Here is a 15,636-nt window from a genome sequence, read left to right as displayed (position 1 = left end):
GCCCGCGGGGTACCCGTACGGCGCGCCCACCCCCGACCCGTGCCGGACGCGCGCCGGCCACCGCCCCCGCAGCACCCAGGAGGACGACGCCATGCCCATCGCCACGGTGAACCCCGCCACCGGGGAGACGCTCGGCACCTTCGAGCCGATGGGGCCCGGGGAGATCGAGGAGCGGCTCGCCCTTGCCCACGAGGCGTTCGTCGGCCAGCGCTCCACCGGCTTCGCCGACCGGGCCCGGCTGATGCTGCGTACCGCCGGACTCCTGGAGGAGGACGCCGAGCACATCGCCCGCACCATGACCACCGAGATGGGCAAGCCGCTGACCCAGGCGAGGGCCGAGGCGGCGAAGTGCGCGCGGACCATGCGGTGGTACGCGGCCCGGGCCGAGGGACTCCTCGCCGACGAGCACCCGGACCCGACCGACGTCGCCGACTCCGGCGCGGCGCGCGTCGTCGTCCGGTACCGGCCGGTGGGAACCGTCCTCGCGGTGATGCCGTGGAACTTCCCCCTGTGGCAGGTCGTACGGTTCGCCGCGCCGGCCCTGATGGCGGGCAACACGGCCCTGCTCAAACACGCATCCAACGTGCCCCGGACGGCCCTGTACCTGGAGGAGCTGTTCCGGCGCGCCGGCTGGCCCGCGGGCTGCTTCCAGACCCTGCTGATCGGATCGGACGCCGTCGAGGGCGTGCTGCGCGACCCCCGGGTGGCCGCCGCCACCCTCACCGGCAGTGAACCGGCCGGGCGGGCCGTCGCCGCCGTCGCGGGCGACGAGGTGAAGAAGACCGTCCTGGAACTGGGCGGCAGCGATCCCTTCCTGGTCCTGCCGTCCGCGGACCTCACCCGGGCCGTGGAGACCGCCGTCACCGCCCGGGTGCAGAACAACGGCCAGTCGTGCATCGCGGCCAAGCGGTTCATCGTCCACGCCGCCGTCCACGACGCGTTCTGCGAACGGTTCGCCGACGGGATGCGCGGTCTTGTCGTCGGCGACCCCATGGCGGAGACGACCGACGTCGGGCCGGTCGCCACCGAACGGGGCCGGGCCGATCTGGAGGAGCTCGTCGCCGACGCCCTGGCCCTCGGCGCCCGGGCCCTGTGCGGCGGGGCCCGCCCGCCGGGAGCCGACCGCGGCTGGTTCTACGAACCGACCGTGCTCACCGGCGTCGGCCCGGCGATGCGGATCCACCGCGAGGAGACCTTCGGGCCGGTCGCCACCGTCTACCGGGCGGCCGATCTGGACGAGGCGATCGCCCTCGCCAACGACACGCCGTTCGGGCTCAGCTCCAACGTCTGGAGCCGCGACGAGCGGGAGATGGCCCGCTGCGTCCGGGGGATCGAGGCCGGTGGGGTGTTCTTCAACGGGATGACGGCCTCCCATCCGGCCTTCCCCTTCGGCGGAGTCAAGCGCTCCGGCTACGGCCGTGAGCTGTCCGGCCAGGGCATCCGCGAATTCTGCGAGGTCACCACGGTCTGGTACGGCCGCCCCTGACCCCGGTCCGGCCGGGCGGCGCGCCGGGGGCGGGAGCGGGGAGCGCGCCGGGGGACGGAGCGGGCGCGGCGGCCCGCGCCGGCGAGGGAGCGGGGTCCTGGCGCGCGGGCCCGTCATCGGGAGCCGCCCCGTCGGCGGCCGTGAACGGCCGGAGCCGGGCGTCCGGGTCGATCCATCGCACCGACGGCGCGTCGAGGCAGGCCTCCGCGTGCGAGACATGGCCCCGCCGCCCGGCCGGTAACGGCTGGGGGTCGCGGATCAGGGACCCCTGCGGCAGCCCGCAGGCGAAGAGCAGATCGGCCGTCTCCTGGACGAACCCCGCGGGCCCGCAGAGGTAGACGCTCTCACCCGGCCAGTCCCGGCGGGCCCGCAGATGCTCGTGGAGCCGTTCGGCGGCCCGGATCAGTCCCTCGCCCCGCTCCTCGTACCACCAGTACGCGCTCAGCCACGGCCGGTCGCGCAGCAGCCCGTCGAGGAACGCCCCGTCGTAGAAGTGGGCCTCGCCGCTGGCGACCGCGTCCACCCGGACGCGCGGCGCCGGACGGCGCCGCAGCAGCTCGGCGAGGACCGGCTTGACGGGCGCCCAGCCCGTCCCGGCGGCGATCAGGGTGACGGTGGGGGTGCCCGGCGGCGGGGCGAGCGCCGAACCCGACGCCGGGCCCAGCCGCAGGCGGTGCCCCGGCCGGGTCGCGTCGCACAGCACCCGGCTGAGCCGCCCGCCCGGGACCCGGCCGATATGGAACTCGAGGACGCGCTCCCGCTCGGCGGCGCCCGCGGGGGTCGGCCGGGCCACACCCGCCAGCGAGTAGGGCCGCCACACCCCGGGCAGATCCTGGTGCTCGACGGTCGCGTACTGCCCCGGCAGCCAGGGGTACGGGGTCCGGACGGCGGCCCGGATCACGGCCGTGTGATCGCCGTGCAGCCGGTGGGTGAGGACCGTCGCCTCCCAGTACGCGGGCTCCCGGGCGGCGGCGGAGCGGCGCGCCCCGGCCGCCATGTGCAGGGCGATCCCCTCGTACGTCCGCAGCCAGGCGGCCTCGGTCCGCGGGTCCCAGGTGGCCTGGGAGTGGTGCCGCAGGGCGGCGACGAGACTCGCCCCCACCGCCGGATAGTCGGCGTCGGCGACCCCGAACCTGCGGTGGTCGCGGCCGAGCCGCTCCAGCCGGGCGGGCAGACCGGGATGCGACAGATGGTCCACGACATGGACGAGGGCGGAGAACATCCGCTCGTACTGATCGTCCATCACCTCGGGGAACAGGGCGCGCAGATGGGGATGGCGGCTGAACAAATGCGCGTAGAAGTACCGGATCACATGTCCGGCCCGGCGCCTGACGCGCTCCAGACTCGTCCGGACCGCGGCGATATCGCCCTCGCCGCCGGTCGCGACGGTCGTGCCCCGGCCGGGCGGGCCTGGTGGGCCGGGCGGTACCTCGGGTGTTCCGGACCGGTCGCCGGGCCCGGCGTTGTCGTCGTCCATGTGGTTCCCCCCGGGGCCGCACGTCGTACGCCGCCCGGCGCGCGCGGGCGGCGCCGGGCCAGCGCACCGTATCAACCCTCGGGCCGAGAAGGGCCGTTGAACGCTGGATTTGTTTTGGCCGGGACGAAATCGATACACCCGGCGGCCCACCGGTACGTCAAGTCGGTTACGCGCCGAAGCCGACCGGTTCCCGCGGCGGACCGACGGGAACCGGTCGGTGGCCGCAACCGGCCCCGACGGGGTGGATCAGATCCCCTGCCACGCGGGCTTGGCCGCGTAGGTGGCACGGAAGTAGTCGCCCAGCTTGAGGCGGGACGCCGCCGCCTCGTCGGCCACGATCGTGGCATGCGGGTGGAGCTGGAGCGCCGAGGCCGGCACCAGGGCCGACAGCGGCCCCTCGACGGCGAGGGCCACGGCGTCGGCCTTGGCCTCGCCGGTCGCCAGGAGCACGAGGTGGCGGGCGTCGAGGATGGTGCCGATGCCCTGGGTGATCACATGGTGGGGCACCTCGTCGATGTGGTCGAAGAAGCGCGCGTTGTCCTTGCGGGTCTGCTCGGTGAGCGTCTTGATCCGGGTCCGGGACGCCAGCGACGAGCAGGGCTCGTTGAAGCCGATGTGACCGTCGGTGCCGATACCGAGGAGCTGGAGGTCCACCCCGCCCGCCTCGGTCAGCGCCAGGTCGTAGGCGGCACAGGCGGCGGCCACGTCGTCGGCGGCACCGTCGGGGCCCATGAAGGACGCCTCGGGCAGCCCCAGCGGCTCCACGACCTCCCGCAGCACCACCGAACGGTAGGACTCGGGGTGCCCCGCCGGAAGGCCGACGTACTCGTCCAGCTGACATATCCGGGCCCCGGACACCTCCACCTCGCCCGCCCGGACCTTGGCGGACAGCGCCTGGTAGACGGGCAGCGGCGTGGAACCGGTGGCGACGCCCAGCAGGGCCTCGGGCTTGCGCCGCAGCAGGGCGGCCATGGCTTCGGCGATGAGTTCGCCGCCGGCGGCGGCATCCGGAACGATGACAACTTCCACGGAAGTCCCTGTCTGTGTGTGCGCACGCTGGGTGGCAGTCGGTCTGCGCAATGGTGTAGACCAATCTACCGGGTGGGAGGGCGTGCTGTCGCGTATCCCGGCGGGAAAGCCACCAGGTCATCGTGACCATGGAAACGGGATGCCGCCGGTCCGGTTCTCAGCCGCCGGAGCGCGCCAGCTCCTCGTAGTACCCCCGCAGGGCCGGGTAGTACGTCGCGAAGACGGGCAGCGGCACACCGGCGAACGAGGCCGTGAACATGTCCAGGTAGTACTCCCAGCCGGGGCCGATCTCACCGAGGCCCGTCACCGGCCCCCCGGGCAGATGGTGGCGCAGCTCCACCGCGGTCCGCCCGCCCCCCGACGAAAGCGACGCCTCCAGCCGCCACGCCGCGGCGTCCGTCCCCGCCGTCACCAGCAGCCGCCGCGGCGGCTCGCACACCTCGATGGTGAAGGGACTCCAGCCGTCCCCCTCCTCGAAGGCCGTCCGCACCTCCACCACTGCCCCGGGGCCCGGCTCGCCCCGCCACGGCCCGTACCAGAGCGCCGTACGCGCGGATTCCGTCAGATGTGCCCAGACCTCGTCCGGCGCGGCGGCGAGGGTCCGGGCCAGCACGAGCGCCGTGCCGCCGTCGCCGTCCGTCAGCAACCGGCCGGTGGGAACGGGAGATGCCATGACTCTGCTCCTTCACTGGGGTGCCCCCACGCTAGGACCCGCCACTGACAACGGCCCCGGACAGCGCCCCTCCACGGGTCTGAACAGCGGGTCTGAACAGCGGGTGAGAGCAGCGGGTCAGAACAGCGGGAGCTGGCCCGGGAACACCGGCACCGCCACCCCGTCGAGCGACGGCTGAAGCGCCGACTCGTACGGCGCGACCAGCCGCGACCCGGGGCACGACACCAGCTCGGCGCCGGTACGGGACGCGGCCGGGTCGTGCCGGGCGAACCGGCCCGCGACGACGGCGATCTCACGACGGCAGACGGGACACGAGCGACGACGAGCGACCATGGGACCAGTCTCCCCCACGGGTCCGACATCGCCGCCCACCCCGGGCCGGTACCGGCCCGGGGGTATCCCGGCCCGGCGGCCCCGGGGACCCTCCGACACCCTGATCCAGCCGGATCCCGCACCAGGCCCCGGGTGCGAACAGCACCACCCGGGGTGCCGATCCGCTCGGGCTCCTTCACCGGGCCGCCGACCGTGGCCACGCGGGGAACGTCGTCCGCCCGGCCGGGTCATGAGCATCGTGCGGGAGTACGGCGAGGCGCGCCCGGGCCACCCGATCACGGGGGGACTCCCGGCCGGCCCGAACCGCCCCATCGCCCGGGTCCGACGCCCTGCCGGGCCCGGCACGGTGCTCAGGACGCCCTGTCCCCGGCGGACCGGCCGCAGCCCCGGGCCGTCCGCGGGCGGCGCCCGACGAACGGCCGCGCGGCCCCGGAGCCCGCGGCGTCCCGCGGCGGGCAGAATGGGCCGGTGATGCTCCGCTACCACGTACTCGGCCCCGCCCGCGCGGTCCTCGGCGACGGCACCGAAGCGGTGCTCGGCGGGCCCCGGCTGCGGGCCCTGCTGACCGCGCTCGCCGCCGCGGGCGGCCGGGCCGTGGCGCCCGGGGAGCTGGCGGAGCGGGTACGGGGTGAGGGCGGCCGGACACCCGACGGCGACGGCGGCGGGCTCGCCGCCCTGCAGGCCCTGGTGGGACGCCTGCGACGGGTGCTGGGACGGGATGCCGTCGAACTCGCCCCCGGCGGATACCGGCTGGCCGTCGAGCGCGACGCCGTCGACGTGTTCCGGTTCGAACGCCTCACCGCCGAGGGCCTCGCCGCCCTGGAGGGCGCCCGCCCGGCCGACGCCGCCCGACTCCTCGACGAGGCCCTCGCCCTCTGGCAGGGCCCGCCGCTGGCCGACCTCCCGGACGGGGCGACCTACCCCCTCGCCGTCCGCGCCTCCCGCCGCCGTACCGAGGCCCGGCTCGGCGCCGCGACCGCCGCCGTCGCACTCGGCCGCGCCGCCGCGGTCCTCCCCGATCTGGCCGCGCTCACCGCCGCGGCGCCCCTCGACGAACCCGCGCACGCGCTGCGTATCCGAGCCCTCGCCGAGACCGGCCGCGAAGCCGAGGCGCTCGCCGCGTACGAGGAGGTACGGGTCCGGCTCGCCGACCGGCTCGGCACCGGCCCGGGACCGGAACTGCGCGCCCTGCACGCCGCCCTCCTGACCGGTGGCTCCGCGCCCCGTACCACCCGAGGCGACGCCCCGGCCGCAGCGCACCGCCCGCCCGCGCGGGGCAACATCCCCGCCCGGCTCACCTCCTTCGTCGGCCGCGGCGACGACCTCGGCGACGTGGCGGCGGCCCTGGCCGCCCGGCGGCTGGTGACCCTCACCGGCCCCGGCGGCGCGGGCAAGACACGTCTCGCCGTCGAGGCCGCCGACGGCACGGACCCCACCGACTACCCGGACGGCGTATGGCTCGCCGAACTCGCCCCGGTCCGTGACGAGGCCGCCGTGGCCGACGCCGTCCTCACGGCGCTCGGCGTCCGCGAGCCGGCGATACCGCCGCATCCCTCCGCCCCGCCCGCCGCCCGGCTCACCCGGCTCGTCGACCACCTCAGGCAGCGCAGGCTCCTCCTCGTCCTCGACAACTGTGAGCATGTGGTGGGGGCGGCGGCTGTGGTGGTGGAGCGGGTGCTGGAGGGGTGTGCGGGGGTGTCGGTGCTGGCGACGAGTAGGGAGCCGTTGGGGGTGCCGGGGGAGGTGGTGCGGCCGGTGGGTCCGCTGGCGCCGGGGGCGGCGCTGCGGTTGCTGGGGGAGCGGGGTGCGGCGGCGGTGCCGGGGTTCGTTCCGGGGGTGGACGGGGAGGCGTGTGCGGAGATCTGCCGGCGTCTCGACGGGTTGCCGCTGGCGATCGAGCTGGCGGCGGCCCGGCTGCGGATGCTGACCCCGCGCCAGATCGCGGACCGGCTCGACGACCGGTTCCGGCTGCTGACCGGCGGAGCCCGTACCGTACTGCCCAGACAGCAGACCCTGCGCGCCGTCGTCGACTGGTCCTGGGACCTCCTCGACCACGCCGAACGCACCGTCCTGCGCCGTCTCTCCGTCTTCGCCGGCGGCTGCGACCTGCCCGAGGCCGAGGCCGTCTGCGGACGGGACGCGACCGGTACCGGTGGCACCGGCGGCCCCGATGTGCTCGCGGCCCTCGCTGCCCTGGTCGACAAGTCCCTGGTCGTGGCGGCGCCCGGGGACCAGGACGGCGCGGGTATGCGGTACCGCCTGCTGGAGACCGTCGCCGAGTACGCCGCCGAACGCCTCGACGCCGCCGGTGAGCGCGGTGCGACCGAACGCCGCCATCTGCGCGCCTACCGCGAACTCGCCCGCGTCGGCGAACCCGGTCTGCGGGGCGGCGAAGGCGCGGCCGGGCTCGCGCGGTTCGACACCGAACTGGGCAACTTCCGGGCGGCGCTGCGTACCGCCGTCGACCACCGAGAGGAGCAGGAGGGCCTCTGCCTCGTCCTCGCCCTCGGCTGGTACTGGCAGTTGCGGTCCCACGCCGGCGACGCCCGGGTCTGGGCCGCGGCCGTCGCCGGGCTCGGCCCCGATCCCTTCGCGGACCCCGTACGGCCCGCGGAGCCGATGCCCGCGCGCTGCACCGCCACCCCGCCGCCCTGGTCCGACCCCGTCCGGTGGGAGGCCCGGCGCGGTGTCCACCTCACGGCGCTCGCCGCCGGAGGCGCGGACGGTATGGCGGTGAACCGGCCCGAGGCCGCCGACCGGCTCCGGAGGATCGTCGCCGCCTACCGGCCGGGACTGCCGCAGCTGTCCCGCCAGCCCGCCGCCATGTGGTACTTCTGCCGGCTGATCACCGGCGGCTACCCCGGGCTCGACGAGACCGCCGACGCGATCGTCGGCGAGTGCGAGGAGCACCACGCCCGGGGCGTGGTGGACGACTGGGACCTGGCCTTCGTCCTGCTGACCCGGGCCCGGCTGCGGGGACACGACCCCAGGACGCCGGGACCCACCGCCTCCCCCCTGGCCCCGCGTCCCGGCGGGGACGCGGACCTGGCCCTCGCGCTGTTCGAGTCGACCGGGGACGACTGGGGGATCGCCGAGTCGTACGCGGCCCGCGGCGAGCACCACGAGTGGTACGGACGGTACGAGGAGGCGGCCGTCGACTACACCGAGGCCCTGCGCGTCTTCGCCCTGAACGGCTCGCCCACCCAGACCGCCGTCTACCAGGCGCGGCTCGTCTTCCTGCGGCTGCGCACGGCCACCGACGACGCCGAGCGCGAGGCCGCCGAACGGGAACTGCTGCGCGCCGCCCGGGAGTCCGGCCGGGGCGCCGGAGAAGCCGACTACCTCGGTGTGCCCCATATGCTGCTCGCCCGCCACTACGGCGGCACCGGGCGCACCGGCCTCGCCCGCGCCGAACTCGACGCGATGGACCGGGAGCTGAGTACCGAGGCGTCCGGGCTGTTCCGGGGCGTGATCGCGGGGATGCGCGCCTGGCTCGACTGCCTGGACGGGGAGTACGGCCGCGCCCGCGCCCGGGTCCGGGGCGCGATCCGGCGCTTCGATGGCCTCGGCCACTTCGCCACCCGGCAGACGGTGGACCAGTTCCTCTGCGCGGCGTGGGCGATGGCGCATCTGGGAGACGCGGCCGACGCGGCCCGGCTGCTCGCCGTCTACGACGCGTCGGGACGGCACCCGGACGGCGGGGGCGCGGGGTTCCAGCCCTTCCACGACGAGGACCGGACGCGCCGCGCGGCCGGTGACGCGGCCCTGGCGGCCCTGGGCGACTGCGGGTGGCGGCGGGCGTACCGGGAGGGAGCCGGACTGGAGATCCCCGACGCGGTCGGCCTGATCTGAACGTCGGCGGTCGGCGGTCGGCCGTCGGCGGTCAAGCGTCGGCCGTCGGTGGTCAGCGGTCGGCGGTCAGCCGGGCGAAGACCACCACGTTCTCCTCGTAGCCGGTCTCCGCCGACCAGCGGCCCCCGCAGGTGATCAGCCGCAGCTCGGGCACCGGGGCGTCCGCGTACACCCGTTCGGCGGGAAAGCCGTCGCGGGGCAGCGACTCGGTCCCGTACACGGTGAACACGGCGGTACGGCCGTCCTCGCGGACCACCTCCACCCGGTCACCCGGCCCGAGGGCGCCGAGCGAGTAGAAGACCGCCGGACCCCGTGCCGTATCGACATGGCCGACCAGGACGGACGTACCGCGTTCGCCCGGCGACACCGATCCCCGCCACCAGCCCGCCGGATCGGCGTCGTCCGGGGGAGGAGGCGCGATGGCACCGTCCCGGTCCAGTCCGACGCTCCGTACGGGGGCGTCCACGCGCGTGGTCGGGGCGACGACGCGGCGGGGCGGGGAGTGGGGCAGCGGGTCGGGTGCCACCGGGGGGACATCGGCGGCGGCCCGGACCGGAGCCGCGGACGGCGCGGGACGCGGCGGACCGTCGGCCGCCGTGCGGCCAGGACCCGGACTGCTCGCCCCCGCTCCCGTCCGCACCAGGAACACCCCCAGCAGCAGGACGCACAGCAGCGCGCACCACGATCCGTGGCGGGGAGGGCGATGGACCGGCGGGGGAGCGGGCGGCGGGACGGCGGACACGATGCTGTACGGCGCCTCAGCCGCGGGTCGCGGCGCGCCGGCGGCGTACCGCGAAGAGGACGATCCCGCCCGCGGCGGCACCCGCGACCAGGGCGGAACCGGCGGCGATCCGTTCGGTGCCGGACTCCGGCAGACTGCCGCCCGCGCCGGCGCGCACCCCGCCGTCCGGCTTGAGCGCCGGATCCGAGCGGTCGGCGGCGGTGCCGGTCGTGTCGTGGGCCTCGGTACCGGTACCGGCCGTGTCGTGGGCCTCGGTGTCCTGCGCCGAAGGGACGTCCAGCGGTTCGTCCAGCGGTTCGTCCAACGGGTCGGCGAGCGGATCCTCGACCGGGTCGGCGGCCCTGGTGTCCCCGGCCCTGGTGTCCCCGGCCGCGGCACCCGCGGCCTTCGCGTCGATCAGGAGCCGCGCCGTGCCCCGTTCGCCCTGGCAGTCGAAGGTGACGTCGTACGCGGCACCGGGCCGGGCGTCCGGGTCGACCTTCGCGGTGGCGGGCAGACTCTCCGTCAGGGTGACCGGTGCGAAGGCGTCCGACGACGCGGTCACGGACGGCGCCTGACACTCGGTCGCCCGCAGGGTCACCGTGCCACCGGGCTCGACGCTCTCCGGGGTGACGGTGAACCCGAACGAGGTGACGGCGTCCGGCGCGGGCGGAGCGACGGCGACGGCCGGGAACGCGACCACGATTCCGGCGGCGGTGACGAGGGCGGTGAGCGACGCGAGTCGTATGGCACGCATGGTCAAGTCTTCCGACGGGAACGAGGGGGCGAACACCCCATCGCGACCGACGCTAGGAGCCCGCGGGGGCCCTCGCCACCGTTGCGCCGCCGAACGGTCGGGCCCGTCACCCCGTCGCCCCGTCACCCCGTCGCCGGTGCGACGACGGAACCGGCCGCCCGCCTCCGACGACCGGCTACGCCTTGCGGTAGCCGTACGCCTCCCCGGCGGCCGCCTCCACCGAGGCCAGATCGCCCCCGGCCGCCGCCGTCACCACGGCGGCGATCGCGCCCTCCAGGAACGGCGCGTCGACCAGTCGGGTGTCCGGTGGCAGTTCGTCGCCCTCGGCGAGCATCGCCTTCACCGTCAGGACTGCGCTGCCCAGATCCACCAGGACGGCGACGCCCGCGCCCCGGTCCACCGCCGCCGCCGCCTCGGCGATCAGCTCGGAACTCGTCCCGAGCCCGCCGTCGGGGGTGCCGCCCGCCGCCGCGACCGGCGCGTCCGGGCCCGCGCCCGCCAGCGCCACCGCCAGTTCGGCCGACGCCCGGGCGACCGGCCCGCTGTGCGAGACGAGCACGATCCCGACAGGGCCCGTCGCCCCGGTCCCCGGTGCCGCGGTCACCGCCGCACCGCCCCGGCGAGCGCGGCCAGCAGCAGCGCGGACGACGCGGCGCCCGGGTCCTCGTGCCCGATGCTCCGTTCCCCCAGATAGCTGGCCCGGCCCTTGCGGGCGAGCAGCGGTACGGTGTCCAGCGCGCCCCGCTCGGCGGCGTCCCGGGCCGCCGCGAAGGTGTCGGTCGAGTCCCCGAGTGCGGCGACGGCCGGTTCCAGCGCGTCCAGCATGGTCTTGTCCCCGGCCTTCGCCCCGCCGAGCGCCGCCACCGCCGCGACCCCGGCGCCCAGCGCCGCCGCGAACTCGCCGGGCGTGACCTCGGCCGCGTCGCCCAGGGCCTTGCCCGTACGCCGCAGCAGGGTGCCGTACAGCGGCCCGGACGCGCCCCCGACCTTCGAGATCAGCGCCTTCCCGGCGGTGACCAGGACGGCGCCCGGCGTCGCCGGGGCCTCGTCCGCCAGTACCTGTGTCACCGCCGCGAACCCCCGCTGGAGATTCGCCCCGTGATCGGCGTCCCCGATCGCCGAGTCCAGCTCCGTGAGCCGCCCGGCCTCCCGGTCGACCAGGCCTGCGGCGTCGGTGAGCCAGCGGCGGAAGAATTCGGCGTCGAGCACAGGCCCTCCCGGGTGCGATGGTCGTTCGTTCGTACGTACGAAGTCGGTCTCGGGCGGCGGTACGGCCCGGGGGCTCGCCTCAGCCGCCCCAGCGCAGCGCCGGGGTCCGCACGGGCGCGTCCCAGAGCCGTACCAGTTCCTCGTCGGCCTGGCACAGCGTCACCGAGCAGCCCGCCATGTCCAGGGACGTCACATAGTTTCCGACGAGGGTACGGGCCACGGACACCCCCCGCTCCTTGAGCGCCCGGTGCACCTCCGCGTTGAAGCCGTACAGCTCCAGCAGCGGAGTCGCGCCCATGCCGTTGACCAGCAACAGCACCGGACCGGTCGGCCGCCGGTCCGTCACGAGGGCGTCCACCACGAAGTCGGCGATCTCCCCGGACGTCATCATCGCCCGCCGCTCCCGCCCCGGCTCGCCGTGGATCCCGATCCCCAGCTCCAGCTCCCCGGACGGCAGCTCGAAGGTGGGGCTGCCCTTCGCGGGAGTGGTCACGGAGCTGAGGGCCACCCCGAAACTGCGCGACACCTCGTTCACCCGCCGGGCGATCTCCGCCACCCGCTCCAACGGAGCACCCTCCTCGGCGGCGGCCCCCGCGATCTTCTCCACGAAGAGCGTCGCCCCCGTACCCCGCCGCCCCGCCGTATAGAGACTGTCCGTCACCGCCACATCGTCGTCGACCAGTACTCTCGCCAGCCGTACGCCCTCGTCCTCGGCCAGCTCGGCGGCCATCTCGAAGTTGAGGACGTCCCCCGTGTAGTTCTTGACCACGAACAGCACCCCCTCCCCACTGTCCACGGCGACGGCGGCCCGGACCATCTGGTCCGGAACCGGGCTCGTGAATACCTCGCCGGGGCAAGCGGCGGAGAGCATCCCCGGCCCCACGAACCCGCCGTGCAGCGGCTCGTGCCCGGACCCGCCCCCGGACACCAGCCCCACCTTCCCGGCCACCGGCGCGTCCCGCCGGACGATCACCCGGTTCTCCACATCCACGGTCAGTTCGGGATGAGCGGCGGCCATCCCGCGCAGGGCGTCGGCGACGACGGTCTCGGGAACGTTGATCAACATCCTCAACGGTATCTCCTCGGCAGCTGGGCAGGCGGGCCTATGCGTTGTGTTCTTGCAGGTCAGGGCTTGTATGTCCAATGAGTGATCGTGACGGTCCGCGGCGGTCCCGGGCCGGTTCCGGCGGAACTCCCGCCGACCTGACGCCGACTTTCCTGATGATATGTCAGGGTGCGCCGTCGGGCTCGGGTTCCCGGACGCGAACACTTGGACCCATACCAGGCCCGCCTTACCCGGTGGTGCCCCTCGCCCGTGCGACGCGCTGTCGGGCGGCAGGGCGCGGGTCGTGGGGGGAGAGGAGCCCCTCGGGCGGCGAGGAGGACGAGGTCGCCCGGACGGGCGACGCCCTTATGTGCCGGTGATCATCGAGAAAGCGCTCCGGCGGCAGTTCGGCCGGGACGTCCGTCAACGCCCCGCCGAAGGGCTTGTCCACCGCCGCGCGCCGTCTCGATGATCGTCCAGAACTCGTCCGAGGAAGCCGCGGAGGTAGCCGGCGACGACGTCCAGGTGGCTCTCCAGGAGGAAGTGGCCGCCGTTGATCAGGTGTACCTCCGCGTCCTCGGCGTCACGGGCGAAGGCGCGGGCGCCTTCCGGGCCGAAGATCTCGTCGTTGCGACCCCACACGGCGAGCACCGGGACCTTGCTGGTGCGCAGGAATTCGTGCAGCAGCGGGTAGAGCGGGCGGTTGTTCCGGTAGTCGCGGAACAGCGCGAGCTGGATCTCGTCGTTGCCCTCGCGGGAGACGAGGGCGACGTCGTGCTCCCAGGTGTCCGGGCTGACCAGGCTCGGGTCGGGTACGCCGTGGAGGTACTGCCAGCGGATGGCGTCGTGGCTCAGCGCGGTGCGGACGGCGGGTTCGGTGTCGGGGCCGGGGTTCGCCCCGTAGGCCCACAGGCCGTTCCAGAACGACTCGACGAAGCCTTCCTCGTAGCCGTTGCCGTTCTGGGTGACGACGGCGGAGATCCGTTCGGGGTGCTTGAGGGCGAGGCGCCACCCGATGGGGGCGCCGTAGTCCTGGACGTAGAGGGCGTAGCGGTCCAGGCCCAGCTGGTCGAGGAGTCCGGAGGTGAGGTCGGCGAGGGCGTCGAAGGTGTAGTCGAACTCGGTCGCGAGGGGGGCGTCGGAGTGGCCGAAGCCGAGGTGGTCCGGCGCGATGACGTGGTACCTGTCGGCGAGCAGCGGGATGAGTTCGCGGAACATGAACGAGCTGGTCGGATAGCCGTGCAGCAGGACGATCGCGGGAGCGTCGGCGGGGCCGGCCTCGCGGTAGAAGATCCGGTGGCCGTCGACGGTGGCGGTCCGGTAGTGCACCGAGCTCATATCTAACCCCTTTGAACGTTCAATACGGTTAGTCCTCCGCCATGCTAAGCGCAGGAGGCGCTAACCTGTCAAGTGACTTCATCCGGTTAGAGAGAGGGGTGGTCTGTGGACGCGCTGCTGGACCTGCTCAACAGCAGGCCACTCGTCGACGGCGAGGAACGGGACGCACTCGGCGACCCGGCCGACGGCAGGCGCTGGGCGCGGGAGCACGGCGGCGACGGCAGCCTCGCGGAACTGGCGCTCCTGCGCGCGGCGCGGGACCTCCTGCGGGACGTCGTGTGCGGAGAAAGGCCGCCCGCCGTGCTGGGCCCGCTACTCGAAGGGGTCCACCGGACCCCGGAGATCACCTCGGACGGCATCCGGTGGACCCTCGGGACTCCGCCGCACGCCCGGCTGGCCGTCGAGACGGTCCTCGCCTGGGCCGCCACCGAGGAACGGATGCCCGGCCGGCTGCGCCCCTGCGCCAACACCGCGTGCCGGCTGTTCCTCCTCGACCGCAGCCGCGCCAACCGCGCCCGCTGGTGCTCGATGGCCGTCTGCGGCAACCGCGAGAAGGCGCGCCGCCACTACGAACGCACCCGCTGACCCGCCCCGGGCCCGGTTGGGACGGGTCTTCTTCGGGCTTCAGCGGCGCAGGGTGGTCTCCCGCTCCAGATGCGAGAACTTCTCGGGATTGCGCACGGCGTAGAGCCCGGTGACGAGGCCGTCGTCGATACGCATCGCCATGACGGTGTCGATCTCGCCGCCCAGCCGGACGATCAGCGCCGGGTCACCGTTGATCTGCGCCGGACGCAGTGACATCACGCCGGCGATCCCGCCCAGCACCCGGGCCACTCGGTCGGCCCCGACGACGGGCGCCAGTGCGGCCCGCACGACTCCGCCGCCGTCGGTCAGCAGGACGACGTCCGGGGCGAGAAGTCCGAGCAGGCGTTGCAGGTCGCCCGTTTCGACCGCCTGCCGGAACGCCTCGACGGCGCTGCGCGTCTCGGCTGCCGACGGGGTCCCCCGTGGTCGGCGCGCGGCGACATGGGCCCGTGCGCGGTGGGCGATCTGGCGTACCGTGGCCCGGCTCTTGCCGACGGCCGCGGCGATCTCGTCGTATCCGAGGTCGAACACCTCGCGCAGCACGAACACCGCCCGCTCGGTCGGCGCGAGGGTCTCCAGCACCAGCAGCATCGCCATCGAGACACTGTCGGCCAGCTCGACGTCCTCGGCCACGTCGGGCGTGGTCAGCAGAGGCTCGGGCAGCCAGGGACCGACGTAGGACTCCTTGCGCCGACCGAGTGTGCGCAGATGGCTCAGCGCCTGCCGGGTGGTGATCCGGACCAGGTACGCGCGCTGATCCCGCACGGTGCCGGGATCCACGGCCGCCCATCGCAGCCAGGTCTCCTGGAGGACGTCCTCGGCGTCGGCGGCCGAGCCGAGCATCTCGTAGGCGACGGTGAACAGCAGATTGCGGTGGGCGACGAACGGCCGGGTGACGCTGTCCATGCCGTCGCCACGACCGACCGGCCCGGATATGTCCCTCGCCCCGTCGCTCGTGGTCCGGTCGTCCATCGCCGTCTCCTGTCCGTTGACTCTCGACTGCCGTATGTGCACCAGACGCCGGCCGCCGCCGCTTTGTGACACCCGCGAACGGTGACGGACGCCACACCTCCGCGTCGTCACGGGGATCGGGCGGCCGGCGTCTTGTGGTCGTCCGGTGCCGATGCCGGC

Annotated in this window: 14 protein-coding genes; 3 read left to right on the top strand and 11 right to left on the bottom strand. The window is 74.8% G+C overall.

The window, feature by feature from the left end; genetic code table 11:
* The first annotated feature begins 91 nt into the window (after positions 1-91).
* Complete coding sequence (locus ACFXG1_RS08385) at positions 92-1,486, top strand: NADP-dependent succinic semialdehyde dehydrogenase (RefSeq protein WP_384741719.1); 1,395 nt, start codon at positions 92-94, stop codon at positions 1,484-1,486.
* On the opposite strand, the gene ACFXG1_RS08380 is transcribed toward ACFXG1_RS08385, so the two are convergent.
* The 4 genes from ACFXG1_RS08380 to ACFXG1_RS08365 form a co-directional block, all read right to left on the bottom strand.
* Positions 1,458-2,963 carry a globin domain-containing protein gene (locus ACFXG1_RS08380; RefSeq protein WP_384741717.1) on the bottom strand — a complete coding sequence of 502 codons (1,506 nt, stop codon included), beginning with the start codon at positions 2,961-2,963 and terminating at the stop codon, positions 1,458-1,460. The two genes, ACFXG1_RS08385 and ACFXG1_RS08380, sit on opposite strands and share 29 nt — an antisense overlap.
* Positions 2,964-3,209: 246 nt before the next feature.
* The gene (gene nagB / locus ACFXG1_RS08375) at positions 3,210-3,992 is read right to left on the bottom strand and encodes a glucosamine-6-phosphate deaminase (RefSeq protein ID WP_384721522.1); all 783 of its coding nucleotides are present in this window, start codon (positions 3,990-3,992) and stop codon (positions 3,210-3,212) included.
* A gap of 157 nt (positions 3,993-4,149) precedes the next feature.
* Positions 4,150-4,665 (bottom strand): SRPBCC family protein, encoded by a 516-nt coding sequence (locus ACFXG1_RS08370; RefSeq protein WP_384741715.1) that lies wholly within the window; start codon positions 4,663-4,665, stop codon positions 4,150-4,152.
* Positions 4,666-4,782: 117 nt separating this feature from the next.
* Entirely contained in the window at positions 4,783-4,998 is a 216-nt protein-coding gene (locus tag ACFXG1_RS08365) for a hypothetical protein (RefSeq protein ID WP_384721517.1), read from the bottom strand.
* 471 nt (positions 4,999-5,469) lie between these two features.
* Between ACFXG1_RS08365 and ACFXG1_RS08360 the strand changes: the two genes are divergently transcribed.
* On the top strand, positions 5,470-8,850 hold the full coding sequence (locus ACFXG1_RS08360; protein ID WP_384741713.1) for an ATP-binding protein: 3,381 nt from the start codon (positions 5,470-5,472) through the stop codon (positions 8,848-8,850).
* A 52-nt stretch (positions 8,851-8,902) separates the two neighbouring features.
* On the opposite strand, the gene ACFXG1_RS08355 is transcribed toward ACFXG1_RS08360, so the two are convergent.
* The 6 genes from ACFXG1_RS08355 to ACFXG1_RS08330 all read right to left on the bottom strand — a co-directional run bounded on the left by ACFXG1_RS08355 (position 8,903) and on the right by ACFXG1_RS08330 (position 13,920).
* Positions 8,903-9,592 carry a class F sortase gene (locus ACFXG1_RS08355; protein ID WP_384713150.1) on the bottom strand — a complete coding sequence of 230 codons (690 nt, stop codon included), beginning with the start codon at positions 9,590-9,592 and terminating at the stop codon, positions 8,903-8,905.
* 16 nt (positions 9,593-9,608) lie between these two features.
* The gene (locus ACFXG1_RS08350) at positions 9,609-10,328 is read right to left on the bottom strand and encodes a hypothetical protein (protein WP_384741711.1); all 720 of its coding nucleotides are present in this window, start codon (positions 10,326-10,328) and stop codon (positions 9,609-9,611) included.
* Between the two features lie 175 nt (positions 10,329-10,503).
* Positions 10,504-10,932, bottom strand: a complete 429-nt coding sequence (locus ACFXG1_RS08345) for a PTS-dependent dihydroxyacetone kinase phosphotransferase subunit DhaM (protein ID WP_384741709.1) — start codon at positions 10,930-10,932, stop codon at positions 10,504-10,506.
* A complete protein-coding gene (gene dhaL / locus ACFXG1_RS08340) occupies positions 10,929-11,537 on the bottom strand; it encodes a dihydroxyacetone kinase subunit DhaL (protein WP_384717961.1) in 609 nt (202 codons plus the stop codon). The genes ACFXG1_RS08345 and dhaL overlap by 4 nt, the downstream gene beginning before the upstream one ends.
* A gap of 79 nt (positions 11,538-11,616) precedes the next feature.
* Positions 11,617-12,603, bottom strand: a complete 987-nt coding sequence (dhaK, locus tag ACFXG1_RS08335) for a dihydroxyacetone kinase subunit DhaK (protein ID WP_384717971.1) — start codon at positions 12,601-12,603, stop codon at positions 11,617-11,619.
* Positions 12,604-13,005: 402 nt separating this feature from the next.
* Positions 13,006-13,920, bottom strand: coding sequence for an alpha/beta fold hydrolase (locus ACFXG1_RS08330; protein WP_384717963.1), 915 nt, complete (start codon positions 13,918-13,920; stop codon positions 13,006-13,008).
* A gap of 105 nt (positions 13,921-14,025) precedes the next feature.
* Here ACFXG1_RS08330 and ACFXG1_RS08325 point away from each other — a divergent pair, with 105 nt between their 5' ends.
* Positions 14,026-14,505, top strand: a complete 480-nt coding sequence (locus tag ACFXG1_RS08325) for a CGNR zinc finger domain-containing protein (protein ID WP_384717965.1) — start codon at positions 14,026-14,028, stop codon at positions 14,503-14,505.
* Between the two features lie 39 nt (positions 14,506-14,544).
* On the opposite strand, the gene ACFXG1_RS08320 is transcribed toward ACFXG1_RS08325, so the two are convergent.
* Positions 14,545-15,477, bottom strand: a complete 933-nt coding sequence (locus tag ACFXG1_RS08320) for an RNA polymerase sigma-70 factor (protein ID WP_384717967.1) — start codon at positions 15,475-15,477, stop codon at positions 14,545-14,547.
* Positions 15,478-15,636: the final 159 nt, after the last annotated feature.

The organism is Streptomyces sp. NPDC059248 (genome assembly GCF_042753905.1).
In the GTDB taxonomy this organism is placed as follows: Bacteria; Actinomycetota; Actinomycetes; order Streptomycetales; family Streptomycetaceae; genus Streptomyces.
Note: the sequence above shows the minus strand (reverse complement) of the source record. Positions and strands in the feature narration are given on the sequence as shown.